This is a genomic window from Anaerovirgula multivorans, assembly GCF_900188145.1.
GTDB classification, from domain to species: domain Bacteria; phylum Bacillota; class Clostridia; order Peptostreptococcales; family Natronincolaceae; genus Anaerovirgula; species Anaerovirgula multivorans.
This window is the reverse complement of record NZ_FZOJ01000004.1, coordinates 52,730-67,566: the sequence shown is the minus strand read 5'-3', so window position 1 is coordinate 67,566 and position 14,837 is coordinate 52,730. Positions and strand designations below refer to the sequence as shown.

The following is a 14,837-nucleotide window of genomic DNA, read 5'->3' as shown; positions in this document are numbered from 1 at the left end:
TCTTAAAAAATTAATAAATTTTCGTATAATTTTGGAGATATGGTCCATAAGTTTCTACCAGACTACCACAAATGGTCTGACTACGGGAGATTTGTTTTGATACTGATTCATGTCACTTTTTATAGACAAAGCAATAATTACTTTGTCTATTATTTATTATTGACTATAGATGGCTCAAAGAATTTATTGGACCAAAGGGTATCTTAGATAAATCTTTTACAAACCCGTAGATACGTTTACGGGTTTTCTATTTTTTGAATAAAGGAAAGACGATCTATCGGCATTGATGCATACCTGTTGAGGAGGAATAAAATGGAGCTGTTAAAAAGAAAGATTATAGAAAAGGGAACAGTAAAGGAAGGCAATATATTAAAAGTAGATAATTTTTTGAATCATCAACTGGATATTGATTTACTAAATGAAGTTGGTAAGGAATTTAAAAGAAGATTTGCAGAGGAAAACATAACGAAAATACTAACGGCAGAAGTTTCTGGGATTGCTATTGCTGCTATAACGGCACAATATTTTCATGTGCCCGTTGTATTTGCAAAAAAGACAGAATCAAAGAATTTAGATGAAGAAACCTTTGAAGGGAATGTTTACTCCTATACGAAGGAAAAACAATATAAAATAAGAGTTTCTAAAAAGTATATTGCAAAGGGGGAAAATATCCTAATCATTGATGATTTTTTAGCCAATGGACAAGCAATCTTAGGTTTAAAAGAAATTGTCGATGCTGCTGAAGCAAATTTAGTGGGGGCAGGAGTTGTCATTGAAAAAGGCTTTCAAGAGGGTGGGAAAATACTTAGAGCCGATCATATCAATATTCAATCTTTAGCTATAATAGAGACAATGGAGGATAACAAAATTGTCTTCAGAGATTACAGAGATTAAATTAATCTGGTGTCAACAACCCCGTCCCTTTGACATGCTACATGAACATATTACTAAAAACAATTTCAAGATAGAACTATTAGGTTTTTTAAACACTTAATAGTTCTATTTTTAGATAGCTATTTTTCTGACACTGTTAACCACTTATCACTGGTGGCTCGAATACCGATGACCCCTAAAGGAGCTGTAACCAGGATAGATAATACTGCTATTGCTAAAATGATTTCACCAGAGGCTACTCCCATTGCTAGGGGAACGGCTCCAATAGCAGCTTGAACAGTGGCTTTAGGTACATAGGATATCACACAGAACAACTTTTCTTTTTTGTTTAGATCTGTTCCTGCTACTGAAACCAATACTCCAATACTTCTGGCAATTAATCCAATTGTAATAATGATTAAGCCTATGAAACCTGAATCAATGGCTACGTTAATATTTACTTCTGCCCCTACCAAGACGAATAATAGTAGTTGAGCAAATACCCATATCTTATTGAATTTATTACTTACACGTTTAGCAACTGATGGATAATTTTCTAGGAGGATAAAACCAATAGTCATAACACCTAATAAACTGGCAATAGGGATAAATCCTTCTAAGAACTCTTCAATACTGTTAAGGGCAATAGCAGAACCTAAGATAATGAGCACCTTTTTAGTATCTCGCATATGATAGTTTTTGAAAAGAAATACCATGAGAAATCCAACCATGACCCCTAAGCCTATTCCTAGAACAATAGAGATGGGAATATTTACAACCTGTCTAAGCAGATTCACATCACTACCACCATACAAACCCAAAAATGCAGTGAATAGGGTAATAGCAAAAACGTCGTCTACAGAGGCACCTGCTAAAATTAGTGTAGGAATTCCCTTATCTTCTCCAACCTTTCTCTCCATTAAGTCCAACATGCTTGGAACAATAACAGCTGGAGAAACTGCTGCTATAATGAAACCAAGAATACCAGCTTCAATTATTGAAATATTTAATAGGTGGGTTGCAACAAACATAATGGTTAATCCCTCGAATATTCCAGGAACACAACTCATTTTAATAGCAGGAATGCCAACCTTATTTAAGGTATCTTTATTAAGTCCTAAACCAGCCCTTAATAAAATAATAATTAAAGCAATTTTTCTAAGATCTGATGAAATCGTTAAGATTTCTTTGCTTATTAGATTAAAACCATAGGGACCCATTGCAATTCCTAAAAGAAGCATACCCAATAATCCAGGTAGTCTAATTTTTTCAAATGCTTGATTGAAGAGCAATCCCAAAAGAATAATTCCAGCAAGACTTAAAGCCATACAATGTTCCTCCATTCGTGTTATAGATAATATTTTTCCCATGAAAACAAAAACAAAAACTCCTACCTAAATTAAAAATTTAAGTAGGAGTCATTAATTGCCGTAAGCAATGGTTAGTGGTGAACTCCATCACCTTTCATTAAGTATACTATATATCAATATATCATAAAATTCTAAAGAATACAATATTATTATTGGAACTAACAATAGCTTTCATCTTAATTCTTTTTTTATTTGTATTATTATATTATACTTAAAATATAGAGATAGATATTTATATAGGGGGAATTGATAATGAAAATGAGTCCATTTAAGCTAGAAAGATATTTTGCTATTCATGAATTTACTGCTAAATATTTACTTAGCCCTTCTGATTGTGAAAGTTTAACAATGGAGGAATTGGTTAAAAAAGCTGACGAAGAAAGCTTAAGCCTATGGAATAATTTGAAACTAGGATATACAGAATCAAAGGGACATCCTGCCTTAAGAGAGGAAATAACTAAGCTTTATGATCATATCGTGGTTGACGATGTGATAACAATTGTTCCTGAGGAAGGAATATTTATAGCGATGCATGCCATTTTAGAAGAGGGAGATCATGTAATCGTTGTTGATCCTATTTATCAGTCCTTATCAGAGATTTCTAAATCTTTAGGCTGTTCTGTGACCAATTGGAAAGTAGAATTGAAGGACAATCAATGGCATTTAGATACGAATTTCTTGAAAAGTAATATTCAGAAGAATACAAAGATGATTATTATAAATTTTCCCCACAATCCAACGGGATATTTGCCTAACAGAGAGGTGTTTGATGAAATAATCAAAATTGCTGAGGAGCATGATTTATATGTATTTTCTGATGAAATGTATTGGCTATTAGAGCATCAGGAGGAAAGTCGACTGCCTTCTGTTGGAGACATTTATAAAAAAGGAATTTCTCTCTTTGGTCTTTCTAAAACCTTTAGTCTCCCTGGTCTAAGACTGGGATGGCTTATTACACAAGACCAAGACGTTATGAAGAAATTAGCCACATTAAAGGATTACACTACTATATGTGGCAGTGCTCCCAGTGAAGTATTAGGGATCATGGCGTTAAGGCAGAAAGCGAGGATTTTGCAAAAGAATAGAGAAAGAATTCAGTCCAACATAGAAGCAGTCAAGGAATTTTTTCAAAAACATAGTAAGCTATTTACATGGGTTGAACCACAAGCAGGATCTATTGCATTTCCTAAGCTAAATGACAAAATAAAAGCAGCTGAATTTTGTGATAAAGTTGTGAAGGAAAAAAATATTATGATTTTGCCAGCTAATGTCTTTGATTATTCAGAGAATCATATAAGAGTAGGCTTAGGCAGGGAAAATTTCAAAGATATTCTCAAGGAATTAGAAGAATATGTAACAAAATTGGAGGCGGAATTGTAAAGGACGGATTAAATGAAAAAACACGAAAAGATCATGATGGGGATGCTAATTATATTATTTTTGTCAACCATGAATATAAATAACAAAATAACAAGATTTGTTAATGATACTCAGCATAATCTAATTAGAAACGAGATGATTGGGTAAAGTTATTAATATGATAGAAATTCGACATTATGGGTATTTTAATAGATATAGAATTTAAATTGAAGGCGGTGATTTTATGTTGGCGAAGGACATTATGACAAGAGAAGTAATTACAGTGAGAAAAGAAGATACGGTGGAGGATGTAATTAAACTTTTATTAGATCACAATGTAAGTGGTTTACCAGTTGTTGACGAAGAAAATAGAGTAGTGGGAATCATTACAGAAGGGGATTTGATCTATAGAAGTAAAAATCTTCATCTGCCTGCCTATTTTACTCTGCTAGACAGTTATATCTTTTTAGAAAACCCCAAAAACCTTGAAACCCAGATTAGAAAAATGGCTGGTTATAAAGTTGAAGAGGTGATGACTGCAGAAGTAATTGTTGTTAATGAAGAAGAAACTATTGAGACAGTAGCAACCTTGATGACGGAAAAAAAGGTTAACAGAATTCCTGTAGTGAAGGAAGATGAACTAGTTGGAGTTATTAGTAGAAGAGATATTATTAAAGCATATGCAAGTAAGTGAACTCCTTTTAGAAAGTTGAAACATCGGGGCAGATGGAGAATTTGCTTCACCTGATTCAAAAGTCCTACCCATGCTAGTGATTAGAGGTAGAGGTGTATACCCTAAAAGAAAGATCTAGATAAATATATCTGCTAAAGAAGCTTCTGCAGAGTAATGGCGGGAGCTTTTTTAGTTGTAAATAATGGAAAACATTGTTAAATTTAAAACGAAGTGATTATATATAAGTAGGATATATGGGTAAATATGCAAAAAATAAATTAGAAACTTTTTTACAAATGAATTAATGACGAAATACTACTAAATTAGTACATAATGATTAATGTTTTAAAATTAACAGGTTTATATAAAACATAGACAATGTTTTGGTTAGAATGTTGAAAAAACAAGGAATGCTTCACGAATAATTAAGGATATTATAAAAAAATGAAAATTAAACAATATTGATTATTTCATAACGAATTGTTTGACAAAGTTATATCAAAGATGTAAAATAATAGAAAATGAATACTTATAATTTGCCAAATTACCTTGCAAAATTACCTTGAAAGGTTCTACTAATATAAATACCGTTAAGGAAATCGTTTTCATGTTTTCTTATTATAATTATTTACAAAAAATTTATGCCTTATACCTATAGTTATAGAATACGAATCAAGGTAGGTATAAAAATTCTATTCTACAAATTTAGCAAAAACTCTTATCAATAAACAATCCTTGAAACATTTCCAATATGCTAATTTTTTCAATCGCAAAAAACTGAATTTTACAAAATCAATTTTATTTTGTAAAATTATTAATATTATAAAATGTTTACTTTAACAAGCGTAAAGTTCTTTGAGATGTTATAGTATATATAGATAATTAACACTCAAAGAATTTAATATTAAACTTTTTTCTTTATTTAATTTAATAAGAAAGGATGTTGAAAAGATGATTAACCTTAAGATCAATGGACGTCCCGTCCAAGTAGAAAAAGGTACAACTATTTTGCAGGCAGCTAGTAAAATAGGCGTCGAGATTCCAACTTTCTGTAATGACCCAAGATTAAAGCCAGATGGTGCCTGTAGGATTTGTACTGTTGAGGTTGAAGGCAGCATCAAATTACCAACAGCCTGTACAACTCCAGCAGAAGAAGGAATGAGCATTTGGACAGAAAGCTCATCTGTTGTGGAAGCCAGAAAGGAAATATTACAGTTGCTACTGTCCAAGCATCCGATGGACTGTTTAACCTGCGGTAAATCAGGAATGTGCCAGCTTCAAGCTCTATGCTATAAGTATGAGGTTAAAGAACCCGCTTATACAGCGCCAACTAGCAGTTATCCAATAGATGAAAGCAATCCATTCTATTACAGTGAAGCAGACAAGTGTATTTCCTGTGGAAAGTGTGTTAGGGTATGTAATGAACTTCAAAATACAAATGCGATTTCTATGGTAGAAAGAGGAGCATCCACCAAAGTTTCTCCTCCATTTGGCATGCCATTAGCAGAATCTGAATGTGTATCTTGTGGAAATTGTGTATCCGTGTGTCCAGTTGGAGCTTTAATGCCAAAAGCTAAAGAAAAGTTCAGATATTGGGAAACAAAGGCAGTTACAACCACCTGTTCTTATTGTGGTGTGGGATGTCAAATGGATTTATTGGTTAAAGACAACAAGGTTGTAGAGGTTCAGCCAGCTATGGGACCATCTAATCAAGGGTTACTTTGTGTCAAGGGTAAATTTGCCTATAACTTTGTTAATCACCCAGATAGATTAAAAACCCCATTAGTAAGAAAAAATGGAAAACTACAAGAGGCTACTTGGGAAGAGGCCTTTGAAGTTGTGGCTAATAAGATAAAAGAAACTAAGAATCAATATGGACCAGATGCAATTGCTGCCTTCTCATCTGCAAGAGCATTGAATGAAGAAAACTATTTAATGACCAAATTAATGAGAGCAGTTATTGGTACGAATAACGTTGACCACTGTGCACGCCTCTGACATAGTTCCACAGTTGCAGGTCTTGCAACTACATTAGGAAGTGGTGCCATGACAAACAGTATTGCAGAGATTAAAGATGCAGAAGTTATCTTTATAACAGGATCTAATACAACTGAAAACCATCCAGTAATAGGTGCTCAAGTTAGACAGGCACTTAAGAAGGGTGCAAAGTTAATTGTAGCAGATCCTCGAGAAATTCCATTAGCTAAGGATGCTGATGTTTATCTAAAAATTAAGCCGGGTACAAGTATTGCATTATCTAATGCTATGATTCATGTTATTCTTGAAGAAAGCTTAGAAGCTAAAGAATACATTGCTAACAATACAGAAGGCTTTGATAAGCTACAAGAAGTTGTAAAGAAATACACACCTGAGTATGCTGCAGAAATTTGTGGAGTTGATGCAGAGACTATTCGTGAGGCGTCTAGACTTTACGCTTCAACAGTAAAAGCTAGCATATTATACTGTATGGGTATTACCCAGCATCACAATGGGACTGAATCTGTAATGAGTTTATCCAACCTTGCGTTGGTAACTGGAAACTTAGGTAGAGAGAGTTCAGGAGTTAACCCATTAAGGGGACAAAATAATGTACAGGGTGCCTGCGATATGGGAGCTCTACCAAACGTATTTACAGGCTATCAATCGGTAACGAATCCAGATATCGTAGCCAAGTTTGAAAAGGCATGGGGAGTTAAACTATCCGACAAGCCAGGTTTAACTATTCCTGATGCTGTACATGGAGCTGAGCATGGAGATGTCAAGGTATTATATGTATTTGGTGAAAACCCAATGGTATCAGATCCAGATACAGCTCATGTTAAAAAGGCATTAGAGAAAACTTTCTTAGTGGTACAGGATTTATTCTTAACTGAAACAGCTGAGTTGGCTGATGTTGTATTCCCAGCAGCTGCTTTTGCAGAAAAGGATGGAACCTTTGCTAATACCGAAAGAAGAATTCAAAGGGTAAGAAAGGCTATTAATCCTCCAGGAGAAGCCAAAGCAGATTGGGAAATATTCACCGAGCTTATGAATAGATTAGGCTATGAGGCAAACTACAGCAGTGCAGAGGACATCTTTAATGAAATAAGAACAGTAACTCCACAATATGCTGGAATTACTTATAATAGAATAGAAAAGGAAGGCATTCAATGGCCGTGTCCAACTGAAGATCATCCAGGAACCAAGTTCTTACATGTTGGTAAACCTGCAAGAGGCGCTGGATTATTTGTGCCTGTTGAGTTTGAAGAATCTCCAGAATTATCCAGTGATGAATATCCATTAGTAATGACAACGGGACGTGTTTTATATCAATATCATACTACTACCATGACAGCAAAAACTGATGGTATTAATCAAATGGCTCCTGGTCATTATATCGAAATGAATAGCAAACTGGCAACTGCTAAGGGTATCCAAGATGGGGACATGGTTAAGGTTACTTCCCGTAGAGGAAGTATAACAACAAAGGCTATTGTTACTGATATCGTGGATGAAAATGTAGTATTTATACCATTTCACTGGACAGAAGGTGCAAACGTCCTGACTAACGGTGAAGTGTTAGATAAGTATTGCAAAATTCCTGGATTAAAGGTAACCGGTGTTAAGGTTGAAAAACTAGCTTAATAACAATAGGAGGAGGGGCTAAAAAGCTTAGTCTCTTTCCTATACATGCTTAATCTAGTTAAAAGAATAACGTAATCTTTCTAAATATATACTGTGTGTATTGAAAATAGTTAAAACAATAACATGAATTATGAAAATACACTCTTCAAATTATCTGAAATATAATGTAAGAATCTTGTTTTTTTTCATCTACATCATAAAAAGGTGGCAAAGTAAGTATTTAGGATAAAAGCTTGGTTTGTATTAATTTTGAAAAGGAGGACCAATAATGTCTGGAATTAATGTAGTGATTAATAATAAATCCCTGACAGTTATGGAAGGGAAAACTATATTAGAAGTATGTAGAGAAGTTGGTATTAATATACCTACTCTTTGCTATCACCCTGATTTAAAGCCAGGTGGCGTTTGTAATCTATGTGTTGTGGAAGTGGCAGGGGAAACAGAACTAGTAAAGTCCTGTGAAACCGAAATTAAAGCAGGGATGGTAATCAATACAGATACTGAAGAAGTAATAGCTTCAAGAAAAGAAGTATTAAATGAAATACTTGTAAGACATCCAAATGACTGTTTAACCTGTGATCGTGTAGGTGGCGACTGTGAACTGCAAAATGCTGCTTACTACTATAACGTACACCCAAAGGAAAGAAACATTCCTGGTAGAGGATTAGACGTATCCAGCTTTGCCTTAACAAGAGATATGGATAAATGTATCGGTTGTGAAAGATGTATCAGAGTATGTGAAGACGTACAGGGAATCGGTATTTATAAAAAGGTAGAAACGGAAAATGGCTCCTATGCCACAACAAAAGAGGATGCACCTATTGCAGAAACAGATTGTATCAACTGTGGACAGTGCGTTAAGGTTTGTCCAGTTGGAGCACTGACAGAGAAAAATGAAATCCATAAGGTAATGGCAGTATTAAGAGATCCTACCAAGCACGTAGTTGTTCAAATGGCTCCAGCCATTAAAAACACTATGGGTGAAGAATTTGGATTAGCACCTGGTACAGATGTAACCTTTAAGCTGCCTACTGCTTTGAGAAAAATAGGTGTTGATAAAGTATTTGATACAGATTTTTCAGCAGACTTAACCATTATGGAGGAAGGAACAGAATTTTTAAATAGAGTGAAAGAAGGTAAAAATTTACCACTGCTTACCTCTTGTTCACCAGGCTGGATTAAATATATAGAGCATAACTATCCACAACTATTGGATAATGTGTCCTCATGTAAATCACCTCAACAGATGTTTGGTGCATTAGCAAAGTCCTATTATCCAGAAACAGCAGGACTAGATCCAAAGGATATATTCCACTTATCCATTATGCCATGTACAGCAAAGAAATTTGAAGCCAACCGACCAGAAATGGGTCATGGTGGTATTCAGGATGTAGATGTAGTATTAACCACAAGAGAATTAGCTAAGTTATTCAAGCTTGAAGGTATCCATCTACCTCAATTAGAAGATCAAGCTTTTGATAAACTAATGGGAGAAGGTACAGGAGCTGCTAGAATTTTTGCTACAACTGGTGGAGTTATGGAGGCGGCTTTAAGAACAGTAACATGGATTTTAACAGAAGGTGAAATGGATGCAATAGACTATCAAGTTGTAAGAGGATTAGAGGGAGTTAAAGAAGCGGAGTTAGAGGTAGCTGGTATGAAGGTGAAAGTAGCTATTGCCAGTGGAACAAGTAATGCTAAGAAATTAATGGATAAAGTAGCAGCGGGGGAAGCTGATTATCACTTTATCGAAGTTATGGGTTGTCCTACTGGGTGCATCGGTGGTGGTGGTGCCCCAATCCCAGATAATCAAGCAGTAAAACTACAGCGTATGGAAGGTATTTATGCAAGTGATGCTGGCAACCCAGTAAGAAGATCCCATGAAAACACTGAAGTACAAAAAATCTATAAAGATTATCTAGGAGAACCGGGAAGTCATAAGGCGCATCATTTATTGCATACTCATTATGTAGATAGAAGTAAAAAAACTGCTGAGACTACAGTATAAAATCCTTAAGAGGTGCTGTCTGAAAATAATTTTAAAAATTATAGAAAAAGGCAGCCTCTTTCTCATAGAAACATGAAAAACATCTTATAGTTGGATAAATATTCCAAATTTAGGATGTTTTTTCATTTTTCTACGCCCCACAAAAGCATCTCAACCTTAAAATTTCTTCTATTTTTAAACAACCTTTCTTAATTATATTTCCACATATTCACCAATCTGTATATAATGTATAATAAATATACTATATAATATTTCTAAGGAGTGGGTACAAATGAAAAATAAGCGAATTGGTGTCATCGGGATTGTAATTGATTCTCCAGATATAATTGCAGATAAGGTAAATCTTTATATTGGACAGCATTCCTCCATTATCGTTGGAAGGATGGGAATACCTTATAAAAAAAGAAGCATATCCGTTATATCATTGATTGTAGAAGGAACTACTGATGAAATAGGGGCTTTAACAGGAAAGCTTGGAAGATTAGAGGGTGTAACGGTAAAAAGTGCCTTGACTACAAAAGAATATGAGGAATAATATCTAAATGGCTTACTATTAGATTTTAAAATTATTGACATACCATAGGAAATAAAAGGTGTATTTCATCAATAGCTTCACATATAGCTATCTAAGCAGATTCATATGATGTCAGGTTTTACTAAACTGAAGAATATAGGTAATTAAAAAACCATGGCAAACTGAAAAATATGTGGAATTTTATGAAAAATATAGAAGTTACAAAAAAGATAGGAAGCTATAGATACTAGTAGCTATGCATATTATGAAATTTTTAACAAAGTTTCATCGAGCTTTTTAAAATATAAAACAAAAGGCTTTGTTGCAATATCAAGCTTTTCATGCTATATTAAGCTAAGACAAGCTATGTTTATGAAGCATTTTTGTGATGACATTTATTTTTTATAGTATGATTGATTAGAGGTGTAAAGAATGGAAATGAAAAAGTCGTGGTTCAACAAAAAAAATATTTGTTTATTTACCCTATTATTATTATTCTGGCTGATACTGTCACCTAAATTGACGATTGAAGCGATTTTGGTGGGGGCTATCGTCAGTTCCTTGGTAGTGCTTTATTCGCATGATATTGCCTTTGTAGAAAAGGAAATGCCTTTGTATTCCCTGAAAAAACTTAAAATCTTTATCATCTTTATAGGACACTTACTTGTAGAGATTGTAAAGGCGAATATTGATGTTGCATTAATTGTTTTAAAGCCAGCTATGCCAATACAACCAGCATTTATTCGGGTACCAATGATGCTTAAAAATGATGTTAACAAGGTGATTTATGCCAACTCTGTAACCTTAACTCCAGGCACTTTGACGGTGGATGTGAAGGAAGATGAGTTTATCATACACGCATTAACTGATAGTGCAGCTGAGGGTATGGTTAATTCAATTATTGAACAATATGTTTGTAAATTGGAGGGAGAGGCAAAATGAGTATAATAGCATTGCAAGCTGTGGCAATTTTTTTAGCCATTTTGGCTTTTTTTAGTTTATATAAAGCATATGATGGTCCAACAGCTGCAGATCGGGTAGTGGCTATTAATGTAATTTCCACAAAGGTAGCAGTCCTGATTGCTTTATTGGCAGTTGTTACAGAACAGGAGGCTTTTATAGATGTTGCATTAATTTATGCCATGATGGGCTTTATCGCCACCGTATGTGTTTCAAAATACATTGAAAAAGGTAAACTTTTTTAAGGAGTGAAATAAATTGCAATACATTCAGAGTGTTATGATGATCTTATTGCTTTTGTGTAGTGCATTCTTTTTTCTAGTAGGTACAGTAGGTTTGGTTCGTATGCCGGATGTATTTACGAGAATGCATGCCACAACAAAATGCGATACGTTAGGGGCAGGCTTAGCCCTATTGGCTTTAATGGTTAATCGAGGCTTGCACATTATCAGTGTTAAGTTGTTACTAATTATTATATTCATTTGGTTAACAAATCCAACAGCTGCCCATATTATCGCTAAGGCAGAATATAATAAACAAAATGCTAATAAGAAGGAACATTCTTCTGTAGAGAAGGGGTGAAGGATAGATGCAATTATTAAATATAATTTTAGTCGTGTTTTTAATTGTTTGTGCTATTGCAGTTGAGCGAACAAAGGATTTGTTAGGGGCGGTTATTATCTTTGCTGCCTATAGTTTAGTAATGGCAGTACTTTGGTTGTTTTTAAGGGCGCCAGATATTGCACTTACAGAAGCAGCCATTGGAGCGGGGGTAACAACCATATTATTTGTAGGTGTTATCAGTAGAACAAGGAGGATGGAGTAGTGAAGAAGATATTAGCTATTGTTGTTTTATCGGGATTGCTAATTTTACTATTGTCAAGCATCCTAGAAATGCCTGTGCTGGGAAGTATAGAAAATCCTTCTTATAATGAAACAACCCAATACTATCTTGATCATGCTATTGAAGATACAAATGCTCCTAATGTGATAGCTTCTATTATTACGGATTACCGAGGATTTGATACAATGGGTGAAACGGTTGTACTTTTCACTGCTATAGCAGCAGCAGTTTCAGTATTGAGGGCTTTTCATGATGATTCTAATAAAAAGAAGGTGGAAGAGTAAAATGGATGATTTAATTGTAAAGATCATTACCAGAACAATTATCCCTTTTATACAAGTATACGGAATTTTTGTTATCATGCACGGACATATATCTCCTGGAGGGGGTTTTTCAGGGGGAGCTATTTTAGGAGCTAGTCTCATTTTATATACTTTAGCTTATGGTTATAAAGATGCAGCAAAAAAAATGCCACATAAAGTTTCAGTGATGGTGGAATCAGGTGCTATACTTTGGTTTATGGCGATAGGACTGGTTGGAATTATTATGGGAGGCAATTTTTTATCAAACAAGGCTGCTGGTTTCTATATGGGAAATTTATCTATGCTTTTTAATGCTGGGTTGATTCCCCTAGTAACATTAGGAATTGGTATAAAGGTTGCTAGTACCATGGTTACCCTATTTCATACTATTATTGAGGAGGACTAATTATGAGCATATTAAGATCAATAATAGAGCACATCAATTATGTGGCTTCGGCTATTTTGTTTGTAATAGGTCTTTATACGGTTTTGACCCATTCAAATTTACTGAAGAAGGTTATAGGTATTAATATTATGGAAACGTCTATTTTTTTGTTTTTTGTTTCGGTAGGATATGTGACAGAAGGGCGAGCACCTATTGTAGAAGCTGGAAGCAACCATGCTATATATGTTAATCCCTTGCCTTCGGCCTTAATACTTACTGGAATTGTTGTTGCAGTAAGTATAACGGCCTATTCATTGAGTCTAATTATTAGGCTTTATGAAGCTTATGGCACCTTGGATATGGACGAAATTATGGAATTAAGGAGTGGGCAGACAAATGAGTAGTGTACATTTTCCTGTTTTTATCATACTTTTGCTATTAGGTACTGCAGTATCTATTCCTATAATGAGAAAAAACTTTGATCATATGATGAAGACCTTCGTTATAGGAGCATTAATGGTTGCATGGCTGTTTTCTCTAGGAACCTTGATAAATACCTTAAACAACGGTGCATATCTATATAACTTTGGAAATTGGACTGAAATAATAGGTGTGCAATTTTTAATCGATGAATTTTCAGCAATTATGACTTTTACAATTTTAACAATCGCTACCTTGATTGTCATCTATTCAATAAAGGACATGGAACATGAAATACCAGCCCAACAGTTTGGCAGTTACTATACCTTAGTATATATTTTACTATTTTCCATGGTAGGTATTACTTATACTAATGACTTATTTAATATGTACGTATTTATGGAAATTTTATCACTTACATCCTGTGGTATTATTTCTATTAAAAGGAAAAAAGAAAATTATCTTGCTTCCTTTAGATACTTAATGTTAAATACGATAGGATCCTTATCTGTGTTATTAGGAATCGCATTGCTATATATGGTAACGGGACACCTAAACATGGGAGAAGTAAGTAAAACCATTGCTGGAGTATGGCAGGCTTATCCTATTAATATCTTAGTCTCATTAGGATTTATGATTACTGGATTGAGTATTAAAGCAGCCTTATTTCCATTACACATTTGGTTGCCAGATGCCCATTCAACGGCTCCTACACCTTCGAGTGCATTATTGTCAGGTCTAGTGGTAAAGGTGTATATTTTCTGTGTAGCCAAAATTTTATTTCGAGTAATTGGTCAATCTATCGTCATTGCCTTAGATGTACCCACTTATTTGACCTACTTCGCGGCATTAAGTATGATTATGGGTTCCATATTTGCAATGGGGCAAAAAGATATTAAACGATTATTGGCATATTCTAGTGTTGCTCAAATAGGATACATTTTTTTAGGATTAGGTTTAGCAACGGTTCAAGGCTTTTCTGCGGCATTATTTCATATTATTTCTCATGCATTAATGAAGACAGGACTGTTTTTAAGTGCTGGTTCTATTATATACAACACAGGGAAACGTGATATTAGAGAGTTAGATGGCATAGGTTATGAAATGCCAATCACTATGGGTGTTTTCACCATATCTGTTCTGGGTATGATAGGAATACCAGGTATCAATGGGTTTATGAGCAAAATATACCTAAGCTTTGCAGCCTTAGAGGCAAATAAACCACTGTTTCTATTTGTGATTTTGGCAAGCAGTTTCTTAAATGCTATTTATTATCTACCGATTGTTATTGCAGCCTTCTTAAAGGAAGGTAAGGAAAGAAAAAATATTATGATGATGGATCGATTGCCTAAGTCTATGATTATTCCCATGGTAATGATTGCAGCTGGCTCCGTGATTATGGGGATTTTCCCACAATTGGTGATGAATGTAATAGAAAGAGTGGCTCCAACTTTTTTAACATTTTACTAGACTAGAGGTTAGTGTTATGAAATAAGGGGGATGTG

The 14,837-nt window shown here is 34.4% G+C and carries 16 protein-coding genes and 2 riboswitches; of the genes, 15 read left to right on the top strand and 1 reads right to left on the bottom strand.

From position 1 onward, the window contains the following. Position 1 precedes the first annotated feature (1 nt). A riboswitch (purine riboswitch) is annotated at positions 2–103 on the top strand. A gap of 209 nt (positions 104–312) precedes the next feature. Beyond that, on the top strand, positions 313–894 hold the full coding sequence (locus CHB72_RS05435) for a xanthine phosphoribosyltransferase (protein ID WP_089281859.1): 582 nt from the start codon (positions 313–315) through the stop codon (positions 892–894). Positions 895–1,013: 119 nt separating this feature from the next. On the opposite strand, the gene CHB72_RS05430 is transcribed toward CHB72_RS05435, so the two are convergent. After that, a complete protein-coding gene (locus tag CHB72_RS05430) occupies positions 1,014–2,201 on the bottom strand; it encodes a cation:proton antiporter domain-containing protein (RefSeq protein WP_089281858.1) in 1,188 nt (395 codons plus the stop codon). 77 nt (positions 2,202–2,278) lie between these two features. Continuing rightward, positions 2,279–2,344: riboswitch (Fluoride riboswitch) on the bottom strand. 151 nt (positions 2,345–2,495) lie between these two features. Between CHB72_RS05430 and CHB72_RS05425 the strand changes: the two genes are divergently transcribed. The 14 genes from CHB72_RS05425 to CHB72_RS05365 all read left to right on the top strand — a co-directional run bounded on the left by CHB72_RS05425 (position 2,496) and on the right by CHB72_RS05365 (position 14,802). Continuing rightward, complete coding sequence (locus CHB72_RS05425; protein ID WP_089281857.1) at positions 2,496–3,623, top strand: aminotransferase class I/II-fold pyridoxal phosphate-dependent enzyme; 1,128 nt, start codon at positions 2,496–2,498, stop codon at positions 3,621–3,623. A 12-nt stretch (positions 3,624–3,635) separates the two neighbouring features. Next, the gene (locus CHB72_RS27695; protein ID WP_278277812.1) at positions 3,636–3,770 is read left to right on the top strand and encodes a hypothetical protein; all 135 of its coding nucleotides are present in this window, start codon (positions 3,636–3,638) and stop codon (positions 3,768–3,770) included. A gap of 76 nt (positions 3,771–3,846) precedes the next feature. Continuing rightward, positions 3,847–4,296 carry a CBS domain-containing protein gene (locus CHB72_RS05420; protein ID WP_089281856.1) on the top strand — a complete coding sequence of 150 codons (450 nt, stop codon included), beginning with the start codon at positions 3,847–3,849 and terminating at the stop codon, positions 4,294–4,296. Between the two features lie 930 nt (positions 4,297–5,226). Then, positions 5,227–7,899, top strand: coding sequence for a formate dehydrogenase subunit alpha (gene fdhF / locus CHB72_RS05415; protein ID WP_089281855.1), 2,673 nt, complete (start codon positions 5,227–5,229; stop codon positions 7,897–7,899). A gap of 268 nt (positions 7,900–8,167) precedes the next feature. After that, positions 8,168–9,907, top strand: a complete 1,740-nt coding sequence (locus CHB72_RS05410; RefSeq protein WP_089281854.1) for an NADH-dependent [FeFe] hydrogenase, group A6 — start codon at positions 8,168–8,170, stop codon at positions 9,905–9,907. A gap of 271 nt (positions 9,908–10,178) precedes the next feature. Continuing rightward, entirely contained in the window at positions 10,179–10,442 is a 264-nt protein-coding gene (locus CHB72_RS05405) for a TM1266 family iron-only hydrogenase system putative regulator (RefSeq protein WP_089281853.1), read from the top strand. Positions 10,443–10,853: 411 nt separating this feature from the next. Next, positions 10,854–11,363 carry a Na+/H+ antiporter subunit E gene (locus CHB72_RS05400; RefSeq protein WP_089281852.1) on the top strand — a complete coding sequence of 170 codons (510 nt, stop codon included), beginning with the start codon at positions 10,854–10,856 and terminating at the stop codon, positions 11,361–11,363. After that, on the top strand, positions 11,360–11,626 hold the full coding sequence (locus CHB72_RS05395; RefSeq protein WP_089281851.1) for a monovalent cation/H+ antiporter complex subunit F: 267 nt from the start codon (positions 11,360–11,362) through the stop codon (positions 11,624–11,626). Before CHB72_RS05400 ends, CHB72_RS05395 begins: the two co-directional genes overlap by 4 nt. 13 nt (positions 11,627–11,639) lie before the next feature. Next, positions 11,640–11,963, top strand: a complete 324-nt coding sequence (gene mnhG, locus CHB72_RS05390) for a monovalent cation/H(+) antiporter subunit G (protein ID WP_242975044.1) — start codon at positions 11,640–11,642, stop codon at positions 11,961–11,963. A gap of 7 nt (positions 11,964–11,970) precedes the next feature. Further along, positions 11,971–12,207 (top strand): hydrogenase subunit MbhD domain-containing protein, encoded by a 237-nt coding sequence (locus CHB72_RS05385; protein WP_089281850.1) that lies wholly within the window; start codon positions 11,971–11,973, stop codon positions 12,205–12,207. Beyond that, positions 12,207–12,509 carry a hydrogen gas-evolving membrane-bound hydrogenase subunit E gene (mbhE, locus tag CHB72_RS05380; protein WP_089281849.1) on the top strand — a complete coding sequence of 101 codons (303 nt, stop codon included), beginning with the start codon at positions 12,207–12,209 and terminating at the stop codon, positions 12,507–12,509. Before CHB72_RS05385 ends, mbhE begins: the two co-directional genes overlap by 1 nt. Before the next feature lies 1 nt (position 12,510). Next, a complete protein-coding gene (locus tag CHB72_RS05375) occupies positions 12,511–12,933 on the top strand; it encodes an MnhB domain-containing protein (protein WP_089281848.1) in 423 nt (140 codons plus the stop codon). Positions 12,934–12,935: 2 nt separating this feature from the next. Further along, the gene (locus CHB72_RS05370) at positions 12,936–13,316 is read left to right on the top strand and encodes a cation:proton antiporter subunit C (RefSeq protein ID WP_089281847.1); all 381 of its coding nucleotides are present in this window, start codon (positions 12,936–12,938) and stop codon (positions 13,314–13,316) included. Beyond that, a complete protein-coding gene (locus tag CHB72_RS05365) occupies positions 13,309–14,802 on the top strand; it encodes a complex I subunit 5 family protein (protein ID WP_089281846.1) in 1,494 nt (497 codons plus the stop codon). The genes CHB72_RS05370 and CHB72_RS05365 overlap by 8 nt, the downstream gene beginning before the upstream one ends. The last annotated feature ends 35 nt before the right edge of the window (positions 14,803–14,837 follow it).